The organism is Rhodococcoides navarretei, from assembly GCF_038069675.1.
Taxonomy (GTDB): Bacteria; Actinomycetota; Actinomycetes; order Mycobacteriales; family Mycobacteriaceae; genus Rhodococcoides; species Rhodococcoides navarretei.
In genome coordinates this window covers 1,537,135-1,557,108 of the sequence record NZ_JBBPCN010000001.1, presented here as the reverse complement: position 1 = coordinate 1,557,108, position 19,974 = coordinate 1,537,135, and the positions used below count along the sequence as shown (strand labels likewise).

The following is a 19,974-nucleotide window of genomic DNA, read 5'->3' as shown; positions in this document are numbered from 1 at the left end:
CCGTGTCGCCTACTTCCCTGGGTTTGTTTGGCAGCTATGCCCGTGCAAGGAATTCGCTGAACAACCCCGCATCCTCTTCGTCTTCCTCGTGCGTACCGAACAACAGTGCACGATCGAGCAGGGTGTTGTTCAACTCGCACGACGTCTCGGGGGCGAGAACACATGCATGGCACGCCGCGAGGTTGAGCGCATCGGTTCCCGATGCGGTCGACTCGATGCAGACCGGATCGGAAGAGCACCACGACAAGCGAGTCAGACCTTCGTTGATCGCCTTTGCGAACTGTTCTGGATCAGCTTGCGATGCGACACCGCCCAAGCTGCCCGCCGAGTCCGAACTCGCGGTGTAAACCAAAATTCCTGCCATCTCTTGGTCGACGAACAGCCGTTCCCGTAGAGCCGACGCCGGGTAACCAGCATCGAGCGACAGCTGGTCAATGAGGACGTGAGCGAAGGTGTGCAAGGCAACCTTGGCGATGTCGACCGTGACGGGCGGCCTCTTGAACGCCTCCGCCTGACGATTGGCTGCCTTCTGGAGGCTATGGCGCCGCTTCTGAGCGAACTTGTCCCCTGCCCAGTCGCTCAGCGCTTGTCGGTCCATCGCCAGGAAGATTCCTTCGCCGATGACCTCGATTGCCGGCAACCAGTACTTGGGCTCACCGGACAGAGTGCATAGAGTGTCCGGGTCGTTTGAACCGGTCAGTCGAGAGAACCCGTATAGCGCCCGAACCTCGCGGAGCCGAGTCACTTTCCGCAAATCGGTGATGATGCTGGGAACGTCGCCGTCGAAGTCCCCACCGACGACAGTCTTCTCACAGACGAAATCCGACTCATCTCGTGTCGCATCACGACCGTCCATCAATGCACCGAATTCTTGTTTACGGAGCTGTTCCTCGCCGATTGCGTCGCCATTCTGCTCACCGCGGCGACGGTCGACTTCCGCGACTATTTGTGTGACGGTGAATCGGCCGCGGGAATCCTTAGCGATTTTGACCAGCAGCGCATCGTTGACAGTGGCAGGGTCTTCAAGTGAAACCCAGTGTTTGTTTACGAATTTCGCGAGTGCCTCGGAATACGGCGGAATCGATATCGCCGACCGCACCGCCGGGAACCAAACGTTCGATGCACCACGTTGCAACACCCTCGGTGTTTCGTCACACGGTTCGGCATACTCAGGCCCGAGCCACGGGCGAAAGCCCTTGCACGACAAGATTCCCTTCATCGCGTGCCCCTGTGAGGCACCATCAAGCGAGCGACGCGGCACATTGCAGCTACATTCAAGGACCAGATCGTCCAGAGATGAAGTCCGACCTAACGACACCATCTTCATGTCGTGCTTGTCGCCGGGTGTCGTGGCATGACCTGCGTGCAACCAGTTGTAGAACGGGAACTCGTTGATGTGGCCACGCGTGCATGCAGTGATGAGACGGAACGGGGACAGGGCTACCCCGGCTCGCCCCTCCTTGCACTTACATTGCGACGCATTCCAATCACCGCCCAGCTCGGCCGCGCTGCCGATTCGCCTGCATCCTGGGCAGATCTGCGTTTGTGGAAACCGCACCACCGGAACATCTTTACGCCCTCCTGCAGGTGGCGACTTGAGTTCCTTGACGTCGAGTGACCGGGCCAGCCTGGGCTCGCTTATCACCGGCGCTCGGTCTTCGTTCCAAAAATCGAGACCGACAATCATAAAACTCGACGTCTCGGAAGGAAACAACCCTCCAATACCGTAGGTGCTGAGTAATTGGCTGCGGCGTGCCTTCGCGTCGGCGGTGCTCATGGCTTCCTCTTCATTGGGATCTGATAGAGACTGCTTTCGGCGTCCACGTCGCGCATGCTCTGCAACGTCGGCCACGGGACCTCGCGCTGCGAGTATTCGATCTCGTCGTTCGTCAAGGCGTCCTCGGGTCGCACCATCAGCGCGGCTTCCAATTCCCTGTTCTGGTACTTCATGTACTCCCGCGCCTGGCCGGCGTCGGACCAAATGTCGAGCAGATCCCCCAACTCGTCCGCCGTGCCCTCTGCTTCGTCACCCTCGACCATGCTCACACGCTGCTCAATCAGCGCAACAACCTTCGTCAAGTCATCCCAGTTAACGTCGGCTAGATATGCAGACCCATTGCCGGACAACCCTGGGATCAATAGACGCGCCATCGAAATAAGGACACCGTGCAGTCCCCGATCTCGGGCACGCGCCGCAAACGGCGTTGCACTGGTCGCTTCAACGGCGCGGTAGAGAGCCTGGTGAAAGGGGCGAAAGCTTTCGTAATGCGAGCGATCACGCGACCGAGCCGAATTGAAAATGGTTATTACGAGTCCAGGGTATTGACGACCGACGCGACTGGTGGCCTGGATGTACTCAGCACTCGCCTGCGGCTGTCCCATCACCGTCATGAGGCCAAGTCGGTCGATATCTACGCCTACCGAGATCATGTTCGTCGCGAGCACCACATCGTCCGGCGGGTTAGCGCCGCCGAGCCGTCGTTCCAAGGCCTTGAGGCGCTCAGGGATTTCGGACGACGCAACACGACTAGTCAGCTCGTTCACGACTTTTAGTTCGCGCTTCTCCGTGCCCTTGCGTCCGGCTACAACGCCCAGTCGCTCCCGCACGTCACCCTCGACTTGAAGGTTCGCGCTACCGAGCACTCGCAGGCTGTTGAAGTATCCCAGCAGCGTCCAGTAGGGGTCTCGCGTCTCGTCGCTACCAGGGACGTCCTTCGCAGCCTGCAGAAGGGCTGCGTAGGTGCGGACTAAGAGCGTCGCGTGACTGGTCCCTGACGCCATTATTCCGACGTACCGACGCGTCCCCAGCTCCTCCTTTGTGGACGGTTCAGCGAAAAAGGATCGATCAGGGTCGATACCAGGCGGCGGGAAAAGTGCCGCTTTGCGTGCGAATACCGAAGCGATCTGTTTGTCGGCACGACGGATCGTCGCAGTGGACGCGATGACTTTCGGCCGAGCGCGATTCGACTCCTCGTCGAGCGACGTGACTGTGCATGCAGCATCGACGGCTGTCTCGTAGAGACCGACCATCGACCCGAGGGGCCCAGAGATCAGATGCAACTCGTCTTGGATGATCAACTCCGGGGGTATGCCCTGACCGTCCCGCGCGAACAACTTTCCGACGTTCTCGTTCCACGCCATCATCGCGAACTTGTCGACGGTTCCGAGAACAAGTTCCGGACGCTCACGGTAGACGTCCTCGTCGACTACATGCACCGGCAGGCCGTCTTTGAAGTCACACGTCGACGTACCGCATGCAATGATCAGGTGATCATATGGGTTTCTTGGGGCAGAGTAGTTCTCGTGGTCCATAATTGCTCCGCACCAGGGGCACTGGGTCAGCTGGACGGGATTCTTCTCGATCAAAGTCTCGTTCCGCGCCAACTTATTCAGGGACGTTCGCGCCTCGCGAACGCTATTCGGTGTAGCGCCCGCACCGACCCAGAGCCCGATCGAGAACCCGCGCGACCCAAGGTACGCGTTGTCCCTCCGAATTGTTTCCAGTGAGCACATCAGCATCGAAGCGCGCTCGAACTGCTGAATTGTCAACAGTCGCAGCGTATAACGCATGATGATGGCCACGCCTATCGCGGACGAACTCCTAATGCGACGCAGGAAGATGACAAACGCGACCAAGCCGAGGTACGCCTCCGTTTTGCCGCCGCCCGTCGGAAACCACAGCAGGTCGGCGACGTCACGGTCTTCATGCTTGGGATCAGCAATACCTGGAAGATTTAGAAGCACATACGCAATCTGGAAGGGTCGCCATGCTGCGGCCGATCCGTCGGTCAACTCACCAGGCTTCGCACCCGAACGGACCCAGTCCTGCCGAGCGCGCTGCCGCTGCATCGCGCGATTCGCGAGTTTGAAAGCTCTGTAGACCGTTTCGTCATCCTCTAGCAGGCGTATGCCCGCGTCGATACGGTCTGCGACGCGTCGCATCTCGGCAATATGACCAGCAGCGACCGGCGCGAGCTCTTCAGACACCGATGCGGCACCCGATGCGATAGTTTGCGCGAGGTTGTCGATCCACTCGCGGTACTGTCCGGTCAGGCTTCTCAGGCTCGCGGTGACTTTATCCAACGACTGGTCCGCGAGACTCGACATCCGAAGATCGACGCCCTCCAACGCACCCGGACGCGCTCGGTGGACCTCATGCGTCGGAATGAAGGTTGTTGCTACGTGGGGAACCGCGCCGTTGTCGATCGCGCCCAGCTCCCAATCGGCGGCACATCCGTGACCGATGGCAAAGGTGTAGGCATGTCGATACATCAGTGCAGCACTGTCTAAGTCAGCGTCATGCCCGATGTTTCCGGGTGACGAGCGGTCCACGATGTCTGCGTTCTGGGTTCGCGCTTCAATTCCGACCTGAAACCAGGAAATGGCGTCACGCATGTCCCCCTGAAGGGCGACATGTGTGTTGTTGAGAGCCACAGATAGCGTGACGATACCGTTCCTGACGGGTCGCACGTAACAATAGAGCTCTAGCCCGTCGGCAACCTCGCGCCGGTGCACCCCAGGTTTAGCCAATTGTTGAACAACCGGCTCTATTTTTGATGGGACTCGGACCCAATCTTGAGCGACCTGATCGTCATCGATCGGCTGCTCATACCGCGCCGCGGAACTAGCTATCACAACGTGGCCCGCTGAGGCACGTACGGAAAACGTCATCCCCATCGATGACGGAAATCGAGCTAGCGCCTGAGCAACCGGATTGCCATCATCCGTGCCCTCTGAGTCAGACTCAGCACTGTCAGGCTCGGCTGACGACTTCTGCATCGACTCATTGATGTCATCGTCATCATCGGAAATTCGCGGCCACAGGGCACCAATAACGTATCTGCTCAGTGGAGCTTCACCAACGTGCTCGCGATCTCCATCTGCCGGACCGACGAGGTCGGCCACCAGGGCATCAACCATGTCTTCGCGAAACCTGTACTTTTCGTCGAGTGCATCTTGCTCGTTCATCGCGCTTCCTCCATGACGTCCCATAACGGCTTTGCCAGTCCGACTACTCGTGGGACCAGCCAGAATCCCCCAGGACCGAGACCGGCCTCCTCGGTGAAGCGCGGATCTCCAGCGGTGGTCTCGACCGACGCCAACGTCAGGTCGACAAGCTCGGCGGGCCAGAAACCCTGCTTGATCCTGAAGAGCGAAGCGAACGCATGCCCGAACTCGTCCGCCGTCCGGCCGATGGGCGCACCGTCAATCCTTAGCGTATAGATCGGGTGGTTCACACTGGACAGGGCAGTATCTAGTGTGCCCTCCACAGCGACGCCCGGTAGCGCCGCCTCGAGTATTTGCTGTACCGCACGTGCGTCGACTTCATCTCCGGCAGAAGGTCGGTCACTGTAGACATCGGCCGGGCAAAATTCAATCGCGCGAGCTCGCGTTTGACCCGACCTTCCTACTCTCTCCTGTAAACGGTTTGCGAGCCAATCGAATTCACGAATCGACGACCGCGCCTGGGGCAGGCGCGTTAAAGCAATTGAATCTCGCGCCCTGCTGAGGGCAACGTACCTTCGGCGAACTTGAGCCCATGGCTCTTCCTCGAAGCCCACAGTCGACTCGACTATTACCACGTTATCGAACTCCAGTCCCTTGGCACGATGGATCGTCGAGACGATGACTTCCAGGTCGTCCCCCTGCGTCAGGGCGATCGGCATAGCCGCAGAGCGAACTTTCGCCCGCAGGCGGCCAAGGTCAATCTGCTTGTAATTCCGAGATCGGCCCTCCGCCGACTTGAGGACATACCAGGCGTTCTCCGCATTAAGGTCATCGAGCTGGATGCGAAGGGCGGACTCGACGTCCGACTGCGCAACGATCGGACCGCTGAGGCGGCATAAAGCAGGAGCGATCCAACGCGCAGCACCAGATGACCGCGCCGGCCGCCTCACCACGTGGCGAATACCGTGATCAACCATCGATCGGGAAATGCGCAGAACTTCTGCATTGCTTCGACACAGCACTGCTGTCCGCCCAAAGTAATACTGCAAAAACTTCCAGTCCGATGGCTGATCCACCTGCGGCAGCGACCCTTCGAAGCCGTCAAGTAAATCGAGAGCACAACTCGGGTCCGTCTCCAGACGAAGTCCCCTCACCACATTGGCAAGACGAACACAATCTGCACCTCTCGCACGGTAGTTGTGCTCAAGAGTCAAGCGTTGGAGGCCAAACTCCCCGGTGAGCGCGTCGAAGAATGCGTCAAAGCTCATTGCGCTGCTTGAGTCGTCAAGGACGAAGTCGTAGATTCCTTGTAGCGGGTCGCCCAGCACAGTGATGCCCGCGTGCGCATCCAGGTGCGCCAGTACAGCCAGGACGAACTCGGCACGATCCCCGACGAGATCCTGGACCTCGTCGATGAGGACATGAGCCAGATCCGCGATCAGGTCTGGCGGGTCCTGTAGGGCTGTAAGTGCTGCGGTGGCCTGCCTGATTCGCTGGTCGTACGAGCTCAGCGGCTCGATGTCGAAATCAAGCAAGAGCTGCGACGCGAAGGAGTCGAATGTGCGTACGTTCGCCTCTACTCTCTCGCCCTCCGACACTCTCGTTCGGACTGCATGAACGGCTGCACGGGAAAAGCTCAACACCAAGATCTCCGCTGTCGCCGACAGACCCTCGTCGGCTCCCAGATACGCGATACGAGACGCGACAACCTCGGTTTTGCCAGACCCGGCCGGCGCCTCCACCATTAGCCGCGCCTCAGCAGGCGCATTGACCACGCGACGTTGCGCTTCGTCCAAAACAACCAAAACCGAACAACCCCTTGTTCCAAGACAGCTATCGCTTATGACCACTTCTACCTTGCGAGGCGGCAATCTGTACGGACGTTGAACTTTCCCGTGTTGCTTGAGCAATACACTCGACTGCTTGTCGAAGGCACTCGAGTGGCCGCCAGCGGGATAACATCGACACATGGCCGAATCACTCGACGCACACCTTGACGTCGTAGACCTCTTCGCGGGACCAGGCGGGTTAGACGTCGGCGCGTCATGGCTGGGTCTATCGGTGTGCGGGATCGAGCTCGATCCGCGCGCATGCGAGACGAGGATGGCAGCCGGACTGCGCACCGTACAGGGCGACGTTCGTATATTCGGCCCCGACGACTTCCCTGGTGCCAAAGTGCTTGCAGGTGGGCCACCGTGCCAGACGTTCACGATCGCCGGTTCCGGAACCGGCCGTAAGGCCATTGATACCGTGCTCGGATTGGTAGACGAGCTCGCCAGCGGGAAGGATATCGCAACGAGACTTCGCACTCTTCACGATGAGCGAACCGGCCTGGTGGTCGAACCACTTCGATGGGCAATGCAAGCCCTTCGACAAGGCACCCCATACGAATCCATCGTCCTTGAGCAGGTACCAGCAGTCCTGCCTGTCTGGAAAGCGATCGGGCGCGTTTTGGCAGCCAATGGTTACGATGTTTGTCACGACGTTCTGCGCACCGAACAGTTCGGTGTGCCGCAAACGCGCAGGCGGGCGGTGTTGATCGCGCGCCGAAATGGCAAAGCTGCGCTCCCCCCGGAGACCCACCAGGCGTATCACAAGGGAACTTTGCCTCCGGGCGAATCACATCTGCTCGGATGGGTGTCGATGGCTGATGCCCTCAATCGTAATGACGAATTCACCGTCATTTCGAACTACGGCAGCGGTGGTGATCCCAAAAATCGTGGACGACGAAGCGCTGACCAGCCGGCTGCAACCGTGACCGGGAAAATCACCCGCAACAGGCTGCAGTTCCCGGACGGACGACAATCACGTCTATCACTCCCCGAAGCGGGCATCTTGCAGACATTTCCTTCCGACTTCCCCTGGCGCGGTGGAGATATCGGACAGCAAGTTGGAAACGCTGTGCCACCACGTTTCGCAGCACACGTCCTCGCAACCGCTACAGGTCGATTAATCGACAGCGCGCGGCTCGACGAGGCAGTGCGCCTACCCTGGAGCGAGTCTAGTTCCGGTGTGTCCGGCATCATCAGGGAAACTGCGTTGAGAGAGCCGTTGCTCACCGGCTGACAAGCCACCATCTCCTCGCCACTCAAAAGTCCTGCAACTCAACCCATCTTGCTCGTAATCGTTATCCAACCCGAACAGGCCAATCCTCTGGAACTACTGACGATGGCGATCCCGAAGCAGGACGCAATTCGAGTGTCGCCTTCGGGCCGATACCCCGGGAGCCCGCCACACCGATGGACGTCAGGAACGCGCCGACGGGCTCTTCGACAGTCCTGTCGTCCGATGACTCGGGGAGTCGAGACGCCGTCGAGTAGTTCTTATTGTGCCGTCGGCCCTTCGAGCGCTGCGAGCACGTAGTACTTGACCTCATCGAACAGGTCAGTGTCCGCGCCGATGGCATCGATCACCACGTCGACCACTGGCCTGTCGACAGCATTGTCGGCAACGGTCACCGGCACTCCCCTGTTCGTTCTGATGGCTAACCAGACCCCACAGTTCCATATGGGACCGACAGCGCGCAGGTACATCGGAAACGCCACCGGATGTGTCGGTACCCGATGCTTCGATGGCGGTATGTCACGACTCGACGAGGGGTTCCCGCCGCCCACGGCCTGTGTGCAGTGGTGTCAGCACCGCAACTACGACCTGCATGTCCTCGACGACGGTGTGGAGGTGGACCTGGATTGGTGGAACGGCCACCTCGACCGCGCGGGTCATGATCTTCGACTACGCGGCCGCAACCTCGACGGCGAAATTGTCGAGTATGGCGATGCCACCGTGCAGCGCAACGATCTTCGGATCGGCACCGATCTGGCAGTAGGCGAACACGATTCGCTCGGCCTGCTGTTCCTCTGCGCGGCGTGGCAGGGCAGCCATCGGCACCGCAGAGCGATGCGGCGATTCCCAGATGTCATGAACCCGCACCTCAGCCGTCCCGACGAGAATCCCGTCGCGAAGACTCTCGCTGTCCTCGACAGCTGCGTACGCAACCGCGCAGTGCCTGACCACCCGAACTCGACCTGGTCCGGCTGGCCCGACGCCCCGGGCGTCGGAATGTCCCTGATGGCCATATTCCTGTGGGCGGTGAAGGCGTCGGTCTACGGCGGCCCGGCGCAGCTGATCGACCAATACGGAGTCTCGACCCTCATCCACGAAGGATGGCTCGAAGACCCGTCCGTCACCGGGTTCACTCGTCGTCGCTACGACCGCTACGTCGAACTCATCACCGCATGGGCCACCGACATCGGCACCAGCCCCGAACTCGTCGAAATGTGGCTCGTGCAGCGCTGGAGCGCCCGACTGAACGAAGCACGACACGGCCGCTACACCGCACCCACCTTGTTCTGAACGGTCGAGTACCCACGCACCTCAGACCGAATTCCGCCCGCTCGTGACGACGCCCCCGCCGGCAAGCGGCCATGATGTAGCGATGAGCATGCAGCTGCACGGGCGACTCGGTCAGGTGCATCCCACATGGTTCACCACGGCATTCTGGGTGATCCTCGTGGTGTCCACGTATTGGTTGGTCTTCAATTCGGATTGGCAATGGTGGCTTCTGCTCGCCGCATTCGGCGGAGCGGCCAACTACTGCTGGTGGCGGGCGCGACGGCCGCAAGAGCTGCGCACACTGTGGGCACTGGCCTGTGGCCTGATCGCTACTGCCGCCCTGCTTTCCGCCGGGTGGGCCCTGCTGACTCCTTTCTCGGTGTCCACCGAAAGCGTAGGAAACAACCGAGTCGTGTGCGGCTCGATCATCGACAGAGTCCAAGACGACGACCTCAGCGAAACCGACGGCACGTCGGGAGAACCCATCGTGCGGGATCGACCGATCCCACAGAGCGAGTTCGTACGCGTATGTGCCAACAATGCGGACTACCGCACGAGCAACGTGGTGGGAGCTACTGTCATCGGGCTGTTGTTTGCGGTTCGCGCGACCGGCCACCTCGTTCGGCGAGCTGACATCGCGACGGACGAGGCGGCACAGCCGTTCAGGTCGTGAACCGTTCACGGCGTCCTCGGCAGCCTCACTTTCCTCAACCGACTGGCATCGACAATCGGTACGACTCTTCGTGCGAAAGCAGTTCGTACGGAGAGGGTTTCGACAACACGACTTCGGCGGACGTGGCTTCCGGCGCTACCGCGCAATCCCCACCGAGGCTCTGTCGGCACTGACAGGCATCGGATGGAGATCAGAAGCGGGGTTGTCAGGTGACTCGACCACCTTTTACAGTTATCCGTAATTACGGAAACAGGTAGAGGGCTCGATGCGACGCTCGATCTGGATCTCGACGACCTGCGCGGCCGTGCTGTTGGTAGGCGGATGTGCCACCGCCGCCGACTCGAATGCCGCCACTCCAACGCCGGAGAACTGCGCTCCCGTCACCTCGACGGACCTCGCCACCGAGGACGGGTGGATCGGACTGATCGATCAAGCACCCAACACCGTCAGCCTTGTCATCGACGACGGCCGCGGCCGAACCGTCGAACACCGTGCCGACCAGGAACAGGTGCTCGCATCGGCGATCAAGGTGGTGCATCTCGCCGCCTACGCCCGAGCAGTCGCAGACGGCACCATCGACCCGAACGAGCAAGTGCCACTGATTGATTGGGAACGCTGGTACGTACCCGGTACCGATGCCGGCGCACACCCGGCCGCGTTGGACAGGCTGGGCATCGCGAACGACGGCATCGCGGCAACAGATCCCCAGGCCACGGTACGCGTCGACGACATGGTCACGGCCATGATCCAGGAGAGCGACAATTCGGTTCCCGACTATCTCCGGTATCGACTCGGCGACCAAGCGATCGTCGACGCCGCCGCGACCGGAGGGTGGGAGAACTTCCAGGTACCGAGTCTGGTGACCGACATTCTGTCGCTGTACGACCCGGCCCTCGCCGACGGTGACCGATGGGAGACCGCGCAGATGTGGGCGTTCGACCCACAGTTCCGGGCGCAGGTCAGCGCAGCCATCCAACCCTCGACCTACGAGGAACAAGCCGACCGAGTGCAGAGCACCTTCCGCGGCGGCTCGGCAGAACAACTCAACGAGATGTATCGCGCCTTCACCGACGACACCTTCGGCGATGCGTCCGACACCATTGTGCGCCAATTGGAATGGCAGCCCGCAGGCGACAGCGTTCGCGGAGTCGGCTTCAAGGGCGGCAGTCTCGCCGGCGTTCTGACCCAGGGATTCGAGCTGCGCCGCAACGACGGAACAGTCGCGACGGCTGTGTGGCTGACCGACGGACTGCCGGCTGCCCGATTGGATCAGGCTATCACCGGAATGGGCGTGCAACAGGGCCTCATCCTCGAGGCGATGCTCTCGCCCGAGGTACTCGACCGGATAGCCTGCGTGGTGTGAGCGCAGAGTTCGAGTCGAGACTGGCAGAGTTGGAGGCGCGCGTCGCCGAGCTGGAACGACGCGACGCTCCCGAGCAGCTCGATGCCGCCCCGTCGACGGGCGGCATGATCGCCTACCAAGGCGACGTCCATCTGCACGGCACAGTCCGCTGGGACATCGGCTACTCCCCCGACGCCATCGTGGAGTTACCCGTTCCGTCGGCATCAGAAGTGCTTGCAGCTCTGGGACATCCGGTGCGGTTGCAGATCGTGCGGACACTGCTGCCGAGGCCCGGCGAACGCGGCGGATCTCCTTGCAGCGGTGGGGCTCGGCTCGTCCGGCCAGATCTATCACCATCTCAAGACGCTCAGTTCGGCGAACATCGTGGAGCAGCACGGCCGCGGAGACTATCGAATCGCCGCCAAACGAGTTGTGCCGCTATTTGTCTCGATGCTCGCCGCAGCGGATATCGCAGGCGATCTGGGTACCTGACCGCCTACAACACCGCGTGTCAGGGTACGAACAACACACCCAACCCGGGGATCAGAGCGTTCGATGCCGGCGGGGCTTGCCACTGCTCCCGATTGTGAGTGACCGTCACGACCACCGGGCCCGCCCCGGTCTGCGCGGTCACTTCGAGAGGCAGATTGACCGGATATCTCGGCTCCGCGTTGATCGGTAGCGATGGGTTCTCGAGGGCTTCCCAGTGCCGCAGATCGACCGCTCCGACGGCTCCGGTGTCGAGATTGCGCCAGTTCACCGTCAGGAAGCGGTAATTGAACTGGTAGTAGTACGGCCTGATGGCCGCGGCCGCGAAGCGCACCTCACCCGGCTTGTCACCTACTGTCGCCTCGATCGGAATCGTCTGAACGAGTCCGCCTGGAACCCCGGCCGGACCGAACTCCGGCCCGGTGACGAGAGGAACCAGAAGCTCGGACGTCGTGGGTGCCGCCGTTGCCGTACCAGCGCCGACACCCAGAACCAGTGGCACGGAGAGCGCCAGCGCAACTACTCCGCGTCGGAAGGATGTTCGCATTGTGTGCCTTTCGATACGCGTTCGGATCAGGGGACGTAGATGAGACCCTTGCCCGGGATCAGGGTGTCGGCGTAGGGCTCGCCGTAGTGGTAGTCGCGGTAGTGGGTCACGGTGATCTCGACCCAGCCACTTCCGGTGGGCAGAGCTACTTCGCGCGGGTACTGCTCACTGTGTAGCGGCGGCAGGTCGTTGGGCGGGCCCGGGTTGGGGTTGTCCTGCCAATGCCGCAGTCCCGCGCTTCCGCGGAAGCCGATGTCCCAGTTTCGCCAGTTCACACCGAGACTTCGGTACGGATACTGGTCTGCATACGGCGCGATATTCGCCGTGGACAACAGCAGAACACCCGGCTCGGTACCGACCGTGGCCTTCATCGGAATGGTCTGGAACAGCCCACCGGGGACGGCACCGGGTGCGATCTGGAAACCGGTGACGACCGGAATCTGGAGCAGCGTGGTCTGTGGCACTGCCACGGCCGTTCCCGCGCCGAGCCCCAGAATCAGGGGAATCGTCAGTGCGATCGATACGACCGCTCGCCGCAATGTTTTTCGCATACAGCACGCCTTTCGCTCATGTCGCACAACGAGATACCGGATCGCACGTGACACCGGACCAAGAACCCCAGGTTGAACCTGAAACATCAAGTGGTTCTTGAGTCTTTACCCGACCCACCCTCGCAGCCACAGCGACAAAAGGACCGCCCGGATACCGATTCGTGACGGGGTCGTGACACGAACGACGTTAACAGACCACTTGGCCCGTTCGATTCAATGATCAGAGGTGATGCACTCCGCAGCCACCGGTGAGGATCATCGAATGAGCCAAGTCCGCACAATCGTGGCCACATGCGCGCTGATCGCCGTTACCGCTCTCGCAGCCACGGCCTGCGGCTCCGACGAGCCGGTGAGCAACCCAAACACCCCGGCCACCAGTGCAGCGGCTGCTCCGTCGGCAAACGGGTACTCCGACTCCGACGGTGGAAGCGGCGCAGGCGGAATCGCACAGGCTCCAGACGTGGTCACCCCAGCACAAGCAATACCCACCGCCGCGGTCACGCCAGCCGTATCGCCCGCCCCGAACCGCGACGACGTCAACGTCGATGCACGCAACTTCGAGCAAGCCGGAGGACAGTACTTCTTCCAGTCCCCCAGCGGGAACGTGTTCTGCGGATTCAACTCCTCCAATGCGCCCGGGACCATCGTGGGCTGCCAGGTCCGCTACTCGGTGCCGGGCAACACCGGCCGCGAGTGCCTCAACACCGAGAACAACACCTACGGGGTGAAGATCAACCAAGACGGCACCGTCGATCAGATCTGCACCAATCAGGGCATCTTCGTCGGCGGACCTGAACGCCCTCGAGTCTTGGAATACGGCCAGGTCATCGGAGTCACCGGCACATTCTGTCGCTCCACCGAGGCCGGCATCACCTGCTACGACGGCGACCGAGGCTTCATGATCTCCCGCGACGTCAACATCGCATTCTGATGAGGGAGTTCTGGAAACTCACGCTGACCGCAGCGCTCACCACTGCGGCACTGACGGCATGTGGCAGTCAGGAAACACCCGCTGCTGATCCGGCCCCAGCCACCAGTGTGTCCGCGCAGATACCCGCGCCTCCGCAGATGACCATTGCCGCGCCGACCGACTCCACCGATGGCGACGCGGAAGGTGTGACAGAAGCACCACAGGCGACCGAATCGAACCCGACCGTCGCCGATACCGCGAACAACACCGCACCCATCACCCCCGTCGACCCGGCTCGATACAGCGCGTACGGCAATCAGGTGGGCTGGAAGTCGCCGTCGGGCAACATCTATTGCAAGATCGGCGACAGTGAATTCTCGTCCGGTTGCCAGGCAGCAGATGCTCCGATACCCGACGGCGCGAACTGCGTCACCCCGTCGTTCACCATCGACCAACTCGGTAAGGGCTTCTACATGACCCCGGGGAAGGTGACGCCGACCTGCTTCAACCAAGGCGAGTTCGGGGTCGAGAACGCACAACCGTTGGAATACAACACATCCATCACCTTCAACGGGTTCACGTGCTTCTCTCGCGTCGAAGCGATGATCTGCGACGCAGGCGGTGGACACGGATTCGTGTTGTCGATGCAACAGGCGACGTCGAACTGACGATGGGACACAGCAGGTGCACCGTCGTCGCCGCCGCCATTACGTGTGCCGGCTTTCTCCTGACGGGATGTGGCAGTTCGGACGCACCGACGGATGCGATGCCGTCGGTCATCCCCACCGTGGTCGCGGGTGCGCCGACAACATCGACGGGCGCGTCAGAACAACCCTCCCAGCCGCCGATCAGCAACGATCCCGACTCCGGTTCCGTCGCAACACCATCGACCGAGACCATACCGATCACCCCCGTCGACCCGGCCGTGTACGCCGCGCCCAATGACCAGGTCGGTTGGAAGTCGCCGTCGGGCAACATCTTCTGCAAACTCGGATCGACCGCGTTCTCGTCCGGCTGCCAAGCCACAGATGCGCCGATACCCGAGGGTGCGGACTGCGACAAGCCCCCGTTCTCGGCCGACGAATTGAGCAAAGGCTTCTTCCTGGATCCCGGGCTGGTGACGCCGATGTGCTTCAACCAGGGCGCATTCGGAGTCCAGAACGCTCGATCACTCGACTACAACACGTCCATTTCGCATCTCGGCTACACCTGCTACTCCCGAGTCGAGGCCATGATCTGCGACGCGGGTGACGGACACGGATTCGTGCTGTCGATGCAACAGGCGACCTGGAACTGATCGGCACTCACACTGCCCCGATACGGGAGACCAGACGACAGAAAACACCAGGTCCAGACCCGGCGGAAAAATAAATACTAATTTAGTATTGACGTAGATGGGTGGCATGGGTCACTGTGAAGGGACAAAGTCGTCTTCCGAACATCGAGGTCATATGCAGTTGAAGTGGAAGCTCGGTGCCGTTCTCGGTGCTGCGCTGGTCGCCCTCTCGGCAACGGGCTGCGCCGACCGGATCGGTGAGAACGGACGGATTGCGGTCGTCTACCTCAATGCGGAGGGGTATTACGCCGGCGTGGCCCGCGGTGTGGACGACACCTTTTCCGCGGTGGGCGACTCGCCTCAACTCCTCGAGGCCAACATCCGATCGGACGCGTCGCAGGAAAGCACCTTCGTCGACACCGTCGCGTCGGTGAAGGCCAACGCACTCATCATCTCTCCCGCGTCGGCCACCGCCTCCATCCCTGCGCTGGAACTCGCACACGAGAACGACGTGCCGATCATCTGCTACAACACCTGCGTCGAGGACTCCGCCGCGGAGCGGCTGGTGTCGGCGTACGTCCTCGGCGATCCGAAAGAGTTCGGTGCGGCGTCCGGACGCCAGATGGCCGCTCACTTCCAAGAACTCGGACTCATTGAACCCAAAGTGGCCGTGATCAATTGCGAGCAGTTCGAGGTCTGCATCGAACGTCGGATCGGTTTCGAGGAAGCACTGACAGCAGCAATCCCGGGGGCAGAGATCGTCGCCAACCAGGAGGGTCTGACCCTCGACGAGGCAGTGCAACGCGCCGAACAGGTGCTCACCTCCTCCCCCGACATCAACGCCTTCTACGGCGAAGCAGGATCACAGACCATCGGTGCCGTCCGTGCCGTCGAGTCGCGCGGACTGTCCGGCAAGGTCGTGGTGTTCGGCGGCGACATGTCGACCCAGGCGGCCGGAATGCTGCAGAACGGCAGCATCCTCAAAGGCATCGCCGACATCTCGGGCATCAAGGTCGGCGAACTGGCGGGCAACGCAGCACTCGAGGTGCTCGACGGAAACCTCCCGCCCGACATGATAATTCGCGCGCCTATCGACGAGTACGTCGGACCGGATGCAGGCGGCGAGTGGATCGAGACGCACCCGGACGGCATTCCGTGACCGGCCGCAGCGTCACCGACGACCAGAGCCCGCGCCGAGAGGACACCATGAAAGACAAGGCACGCCCCGGCACGGACATCGTCGCCGAGATCGAAGGACTGACCAAGCACTACACGGGAGTTCGCGCCCTCACCGACGCCTCCATCACCATCGCCGTCGGCGAAGTCCGAGCCCTGTTGGGACGCAACGGAGCCGGCAAATCGACGATGATCCGGCTGCTGTCCGGAGTCGAGATCGCCGACGCCGGAACGATCCGCATCGACGGCGCGCTCCTCGGGGACGGTGGCGTCCGGGAGTCGACCAGCCTGGGCATCGAAACCGTCCACCAGGAACTCAGCCTCGTTCCGTCACTGACGGTTGCGGAGAACATGTTCCTCGGCGTCTGGCCCCGCTCCGGCGGCCGCATCGACTACGCGCTGATGCAACGCGAAACCGCAAGCGTCTTCGACGAGCTCGGCCTGGACATCGACCCGCTCAGCCGAGTCGAAGCACTGCCTCTCGCCGAACAGCAATTGGTGGAGATTTGCCGAGCTGTCCGTCGACGCCCTCGGCTGCTCATTCTCGACGAACCGACCAGCGCACTCGCCGCTGCGGAAGTTCAGGTCGTGCTGCGCACCGTCACCCGCATCGCCTCCACCGGCGTCGCCGTGGTGTACGTCAGCCATCGACTCGACGAGATCCGTCAGGTCGCCACCACCGCAACGGTCATGCGCGACGGCCGCATCATCGACACCGTCTCGCTCGCGGAAGCCACCACGGCGCAGGTCGTGGACCTCATGGTCGGGGGCATCACCGAGACCGAGGTGCGCGTCGAACGTCACGTGAACCGCGCCGGCACTCCCCTGCTGTCGGTCCGCAACCTTTCTCTGCCACCGAAGATTCGGGACGTGTCCTTCGATGTCCACGCCGGTGAGGTACTCGGCCTGGCCGGGCTGATGGGATCGGGACGCACCGAATTGCTCCGCGCGATTGCCGGATTCGACCCCATGGTCTCGGGCTCGGTTGTGGTGGAGGGGAAAACGGTCGGCTCCGTCTCGCCGTCGAACATGAAGAAGCTCGGCGTCGGTATGACCCCTGAGGACCGTAAAGGTGCCGGTATCATCCCGATGCTGGGAGTCGACGAGAACATGGTGATGTCCGACATGCGCAGCGTCAGTCGTGGCTCCACCATCGACTACAAGCGAGTTCGATCGGCAGCAGCGGACCTCATCTCCCGCTTGTCGATCGCCACCGCCAAGGGTGCGACCCCCATCGTCAACCTGAGCGGCGGCAACCAGCAGAAGGCCGTCATCGGCCGCTGGCTGCACGCGGGCAGCCGCATCTTGCTGCTGGACGAACCGACCCGAGGTGTGGACGTCGCAGCCAAAGCCGAGATCTATCGCCTCGTACGCGAACTCGCCGACGGCGGTGCCGCCGTCGTCTTCGTCTCCGGCGAACTCGAGGAAATACCGCTGGTCTGTGACCGCGTCATAGCCATTCGCGGCGGAGAGGTCGCCGACGAGCTGACCGGATCCGCCATCACCATCGATTCCGTTCTCGCCGCCGCCATGGCGGCGTGACGTGACGACCCCGAGCGACGACGAGAGAAGGACCGACATGGTCACCATCGACAAGGACCGCCCCGCAGGCGACGGAACGAAGAAGAGCAGCTGGCTGAGCTCACGCTCGCACCAGCTGAACGAGATCGGGCTGGTCGTCGCGATCATTGCCCTCTACGTTGTGCTCGGCCTCACCGCCGCTGGATTCTTGGACGGTGCAAACCAATTGGGCATCCTGCGGGACGCGGCGACGATCGGTATCGCCGCATGGGGCGTGACGCTGGTGATCATCGCCGGTGAGATCGACATCAGCATCGGACCTGCTGTCGCCTTCGCATCCGTGATCGTCGCGATGGGTAGTGCCACATGGGGATTCGGAGTCGTCGGTGCCGTGCTGCTCACCTTGGTGCTCGGCATCGCGTGGGGCGCACTGGCAGGCTGGCTGGTGGCGGCCTTCAAGGTCCCGTCCTTCATCGCCACACTCGGATTGTGGAGTGTCCTGGGTGGTCTCGGGTTGTACCTCACGGACGCCCTACCCGTCGTGCTGCCCGAAAGTGGTCTGTTCGACCTCCTCGGCGGTTCCATCCTCGGTATTCCGACGTCGGCAGTCGTCATGCTCGTTCTCTTCGTCGCGTTCGTCTACATCGCCAAGTTCACCGCCTACGGCCGCTCCATCTACGCGATCGGTGGCAACGCATCCGCCGCTCGACTGTCGGGTATCAACCTGACAAAGGTCCGGATCCTGCTGTTCGCCACCACCGGATTGCTCTCGGCCATCACGGGAATTCTGCTCGCTGCACGCTTGGGAGCCGGCTCCGGAAGCGCCGGCTCCGGGCTCGAGTTCGACATCATCGCGGCCGTCGTCATCGGCGGCGCAGCACTCGCCGGTGGACGCGGCACCATGCTGGGGACTTTTCTGGGCGTAGTTTTCATCACGGTGATCGGCAACGGTCTTGTGCTCCTGGGCGTGAACTCGTTCCTGCAGGACGTCATCCGCGGCGTCATCATCGTCGGTGCCGTTCTCATCAACGCACTCATCGGCCGGCGCAGCGCCGCGGCGATGCGAACCTCCTGACCCACACCGTCCCAACCAAGAATTTCAGCAGGAGAACATCGTGACCACAGTCGAGCAAGATTCCCCCGTCGTCCCCGAGACGATGACCGGCATCTACCTCCCGGGCGACTCCACCACGGAACGACGTACGGTCTCCGTGCCCACACCGGGACCGGGCCAGCTGTTGGTGGAGGTTGGTGCCGCCGGTATCTGCGGTACGGACATCAGCTACATCTACCGGGAGTACAAGACGCACCGCGGGATCGATGGACCCGCCTACCGCGGCGTCGTCTCCGGTCATGAGCCGTCTGGTCGCGTGGTTGCGGCGGGACCGAATTGCGCACGGTTCACCGCCGGAGATCGGGTCATCGTGTACCACATCGCCGGCTGCGGGCTCTGCGACAACTGCCGCCGCGGGTACTACATCAGCTGCACTGCGGATTCCCGTGAGTCGTACGGCTGGCAACGTGACGGGGGCAACGCCCGCTACGTTCTCGCAGAAGAGCGGACGTGCGTCCCACTGCCCGAGGAATTGTCATACATCGACGGTGCCTTGATCGCATGCGGATTCGGCACCGCGTACGAAGGTCTACGACGTATCGGAGTCAGCGGAGAAGGTGATTTGCTGGTCGTCGGGTTGGGACCGGTCGGATTGGCGGCCGGCATGATCGGGCGCGGGATGGGCGCACGACGCGTGGTCGGCGTCGAGTTGTCCGAAGTACGCCGCACCTGGGCGGACTCCCTCGGGATCTTCGACGCCACTGTCTCCCCCGACGAGGCCGACGCCCTTCTCACCGAGATGACCGGTGGTGCCGGGTTCGGTTTCACCATCGACGCCTCGGGCTCGGCACCGGGCCGCACTACCGCCGTGCAACACGCGGCCGAATGGGGCCACGTCTCGTTCATCGGTGAAGGTGGCCGCTTCGACACGGAAGTCTCGGACACGTTGCTGCACAAGCAACTGACGCTGCATGCCTCCTGGGTCACGTCGCTGCAAGCAATGTCCGACCTGGCCCACAACCTGGTCGCCTGGGGTCTACGACCAGAGGCGGTGGTGAGCGATCGCTTCTCCCTCGACCAGGCCGAGGAAGCGTTCGCTCTGGCCGCCGGCGGCAGTCGAGGCAAAGTCGTGTTCGTCTCGAATTCGGTTCGGTGA

Annotated in this window: 18 protein-coding genes; 12 read left to right on the top strand and 6 right to left on the bottom strand. The window is 62.0% G+C overall.

Annotated features, from left to right (window positions below; genetic code table 11):
* Nucleotides 1-34 precede the first annotated feature (34 nt).
* From AABD04_RS07655 to AABD04_RS07645, 3 genes are read right to left on the bottom strand one after another with little or no spacing between them, the layout of a single operon-like run.
* Nucleotides 35-1,777, bottom strand: coding sequence for a DUF1998 domain-containing protein (locus tag AABD04_RS07655; protein ID WP_341440740.1), 1,743 nt, complete (start codon nucleotides 1,775-1,777; stop codon nucleotides 35-37).
* Entirely contained in the window at nucleotides 1,774-4,968 is a 3,195-nt protein-coding gene (locus AABD04_RS07650) for a helicase (protein WP_341440739.1), read from the bottom strand. The genes AABD04_RS07655 and AABD04_RS07650 overlap by 4 nt, the downstream gene beginning before the upstream one ends.
* Nucleotides 4,965-6,752 (bottom strand): UvrD-helicase domain-containing protein, encoded by a 1,788-nt coding sequence (locus tag AABD04_RS07645; RefSeq protein ID WP_341440738.1) that lies wholly within the window; start codon nucleotides 6,750-6,752, stop codon nucleotides 4,965-4,967. Before AABD04_RS07645 ends, AABD04_RS07650 begins: the two co-directional genes overlap by 4 nt.
* A 163-nt stretch (nucleotides 6,753-6,915) precedes the next feature.
* Between AABD04_RS07645 and AABD04_RS07640 the strand changes: the two genes are divergently transcribed.
* Entirely contained in the window at nucleotides 6,916-8,013 is a 1,098-nt protein-coding gene (locus AABD04_RS07640) for a DNA cytosine methyltransferase (protein WP_341440737.1), read from the top strand.
* A gap of 257 nt (nucleotides 8,014-8,270) precedes the next feature.
* Here AABD04_RS07640 and AABD04_RS07635 read toward each other — a convergent pair whose 3' ends face one another.
* Nucleotides 8,271-8,405: a hypothetical protein gene (locus AABD04_RS07635; protein WP_341440736.1), complete on the bottom strand. Its 135-nt coding sequence runs from the start codon at nucleotides 8,403-8,405 to the stop codon at nucleotides 8,271-8,273.
* Nucleotides 8,406-8,526: 121 nt separating this feature from the next.
* On the opposite strand from AABD04_RS07635, the gene AABD04_RS07630 reads away from it, so the two are divergent.
* The 4 genes from AABD04_RS07630 (at nucleotide 8,527) to AABD04_RS07615 (ending at nucleotide 11,786) form a co-directional block, all read left to right on the top strand.
* Nucleotides 8,527-9,300, top strand: coding sequence for an 8-oxoguanine DNA glycosylase OGG fold protein (locus AABD04_RS07630; protein ID WP_341440735.1), 774 nt, complete (start codon nucleotides 8,527-8,529; stop codon nucleotides 9,298-9,300).
* An 82-nt stretch (nucleotides 9,301-9,382) separates the two neighbouring features.
* Nucleotides 9,383-9,952 carry a hypothetical protein gene (locus AABD04_RS07625; protein WP_341440734.1) on the top strand — a complete coding sequence of 190 codons (570 nt, stop codon included), beginning with the start codon at nucleotides 9,383-9,385 and terminating at the stop codon, nucleotides 9,950-9,952.
* 265 nt (nucleotides 9,953-10,217) lie between these two features.
* Nucleotides 10,218-11,315 carry a serine hydrolase gene (locus AABD04_RS07620; RefSeq protein ID WP_341440733.1) on the top strand — a complete coding sequence of 366 codons (1,098 nt, stop codon included), beginning with the start codon at nucleotides 10,218-10,220 and terminating at the stop codon, nucleotides 11,313-11,315.
* A gap of 300 nt (nucleotides 11,316-11,615) precedes the next feature.
* On the top strand, nucleotides 11,616-11,786 hold the full coding sequence (locus tag AABD04_RS07615; RefSeq protein WP_341440732.1) for a hypothetical protein: 171 nt from the start codon (nucleotides 11,616-11,618) through the stop codon (nucleotides 11,784-11,786).
* Between the two features lie 19 nt (nucleotides 11,787-11,805).
* On the opposite strand, the gene AABD04_RS07610 is transcribed toward AABD04_RS07615, so the two are convergent.
* Nucleotides 11,806-12,330 (bottom strand): hypothetical protein, encoded by a 525-nt coding sequence (locus AABD04_RS07610; RefSeq protein ID WP_341440731.1) that lies wholly within the window; start codon nucleotides 12,328-12,330, stop codon nucleotides 11,806-11,808.
* Between the two features lie 26 nt (nucleotides 12,331-12,356).
* Entirely contained in the window at nucleotides 12,357-12,881 is a 525-nt protein-coding gene (locus tag AABD04_RS07605) for a hypothetical protein (protein ID WP_341440730.1), read from the bottom strand.
* 262 nt (nucleotides 12,882-13,143) lie between these two features.
* Here AABD04_RS07605 and AABD04_RS07600 point away from each other — a divergent pair, with 262 nt between their 5' ends.
* The 7 genes from AABD04_RS07600 (at nucleotide 13,144) to AABD04_RS07570 (ending at nucleotide 19,974) form a co-directional block, all read left to right on the top strand.
* Nucleotides 13,144-13,812 carry a hypothetical protein gene (locus AABD04_RS07600; protein WP_341440729.1) on the top strand — a complete coding sequence of 223 codons (669 nt, stop codon included), beginning with the start codon at nucleotides 13,144-13,146 and terminating at the stop codon, nucleotides 13,810-13,812.
* Entirely contained in the window at nucleotides 13,812-14,459 is a 648-nt protein-coding gene (locus AABD04_RS07595) for a hypothetical protein (protein ID WP_341440728.1), read from the top strand. Before AABD04_RS07600 ends, AABD04_RS07595 begins: the two co-directional genes overlap by 1 nt.
* Nucleotides 14,460-14,461: 2 nt before the next feature.
* Entirely contained in the window at nucleotides 14,462-15,088 is a 627-nt protein-coding gene (locus AABD04_RS07590; RefSeq protein WP_341440727.1) for a hypothetical protein, read from the top strand.
* Nucleotides 15,089-15,242: 154 nt separating this feature from the next.
* On the top strand, nucleotides 15,243-16,226 hold the full coding sequence (locus AABD04_RS07585; protein WP_341440726.1) for a substrate-binding domain-containing protein: 984 nt from the start codon (nucleotides 15,243-15,245) through the stop codon (nucleotides 16,224-16,226).
* Entirely contained in the window at nucleotides 16,223-17,785 is a 1,563-nt protein-coding gene (locus tag AABD04_RS07580) for a sugar ABC transporter ATP-binding protein (protein ID WP_341440725.1), read from the top strand. Before AABD04_RS07585 ends, AABD04_RS07580 begins: the two co-directional genes overlap by 4 nt.
* A 1-nt stretch (nucleotide 17,786) precedes the next feature.
* Nucleotides 17,787-18,839: an ABC transporter permease gene (locus tag AABD04_RS07575; RefSeq protein WP_341440724.1), complete on the top strand. Its 1,053-nt coding sequence runs from the start codon at nucleotides 17,787-17,789 to the stop codon at nucleotides 18,837-18,839.
* A gap of 40 nt (nucleotides 18,840-18,879) precedes the next feature.
* On the top strand, nucleotides 18,880-19,974 hold the full coding sequence (locus tag AABD04_RS07570; protein ID WP_341440723.1) for a zinc-dependent alcohol dehydrogenase family protein: 1,095 nt from the start codon (nucleotides 18,880-18,882) through the stop codon (nucleotides 19,972-19,974).

Excerpts from the sequence above, each read along its gene's own strand:
- AABD04_RS07655 (WP_341440740.1), bottom strand. The coding sequence starts at position 1,777 with ATGAGCACCGCCGACGCGAAGGCACGCCGCAGCCAATTACTCAGCACC.
- AABD04_RS07650 (WP_341440739.1), bottom strand. The coding sequence starts at position 4,968 with ATGAACGAGCAAGATGCACTCGACGAAAAGTACAGGTTTCGCGAAGAC.
- AABD04_RS07640 (WP_341440737.1), top strand. The coding sequence starts at position 6,916 with ATGGCCGAATCACTCGACGCACACCTTGACGTCGTAGACCTCTTCGCG.
- AABD04_RS07630 (WP_341440735.1), top strand. The coding sequence starts at position 8,527 with ATGTCACGACTCGACGAGGGGTTCCCGCCGCCCACGGCCTGTGTGCAG.
- AABD04_RS07625 (WP_341440734.1), top strand. The coding sequence starts at position 9,383 with ATGAGCATGCAGCTGCACGGGCGACTCGGTCAGGTGCATCCCACATGG.
- AABD04_RS07620 (WP_341440733.1), top strand. The coding sequence starts at position 10,218 with ATGCGACGCTCGATCTGGATCTCGACGACCTGCGCGGCCGTGCTGTTG.
- AABD04_RS07610 (WP_341440731.1), bottom strand. The coding sequence starts at position 12,330 with ATGCGAACATCCTTCCGACGCGGAGTAGTTGCGCTGGCGCTCTCCGTG.
- AABD04_RS07605 (WP_341440730.1), bottom strand. The coding sequence starts at position 12,881 with ATGCGAAAAACATTGCGGCGAGCGGTCGTATCGATCGCACTGACGATT.
- AABD04_RS07600 (WP_341440729.1), top strand. The coding sequence starts at position 13,144 with ATGAGCCAAGTCCGCACAATCGTGGCCACATGCGCGCTGATCGCCGTT.
- AABD04_RS07595 (WP_341440728.1), top strand. The coding sequence starts at position 13,812 with ATGAGGGAGTTCTGGAAACTCACGCTGACCGCAGCGCTCACCACTGCG.
- AABD04_RS07590 (WP_341440727.1), top strand. The coding sequence starts at position 14,462 with ATGGGACACAGCAGGTGCACCGTCGTCGCCGCCGCCATTACGTGTGCC.
- AABD04_RS07585 (WP_341440726.1), top strand. The coding sequence starts at position 15,243 with ATGCAGTTGAAGTGGAAGCTCGGTGCCGTTCTCGGTGCTGCGCTGGTC.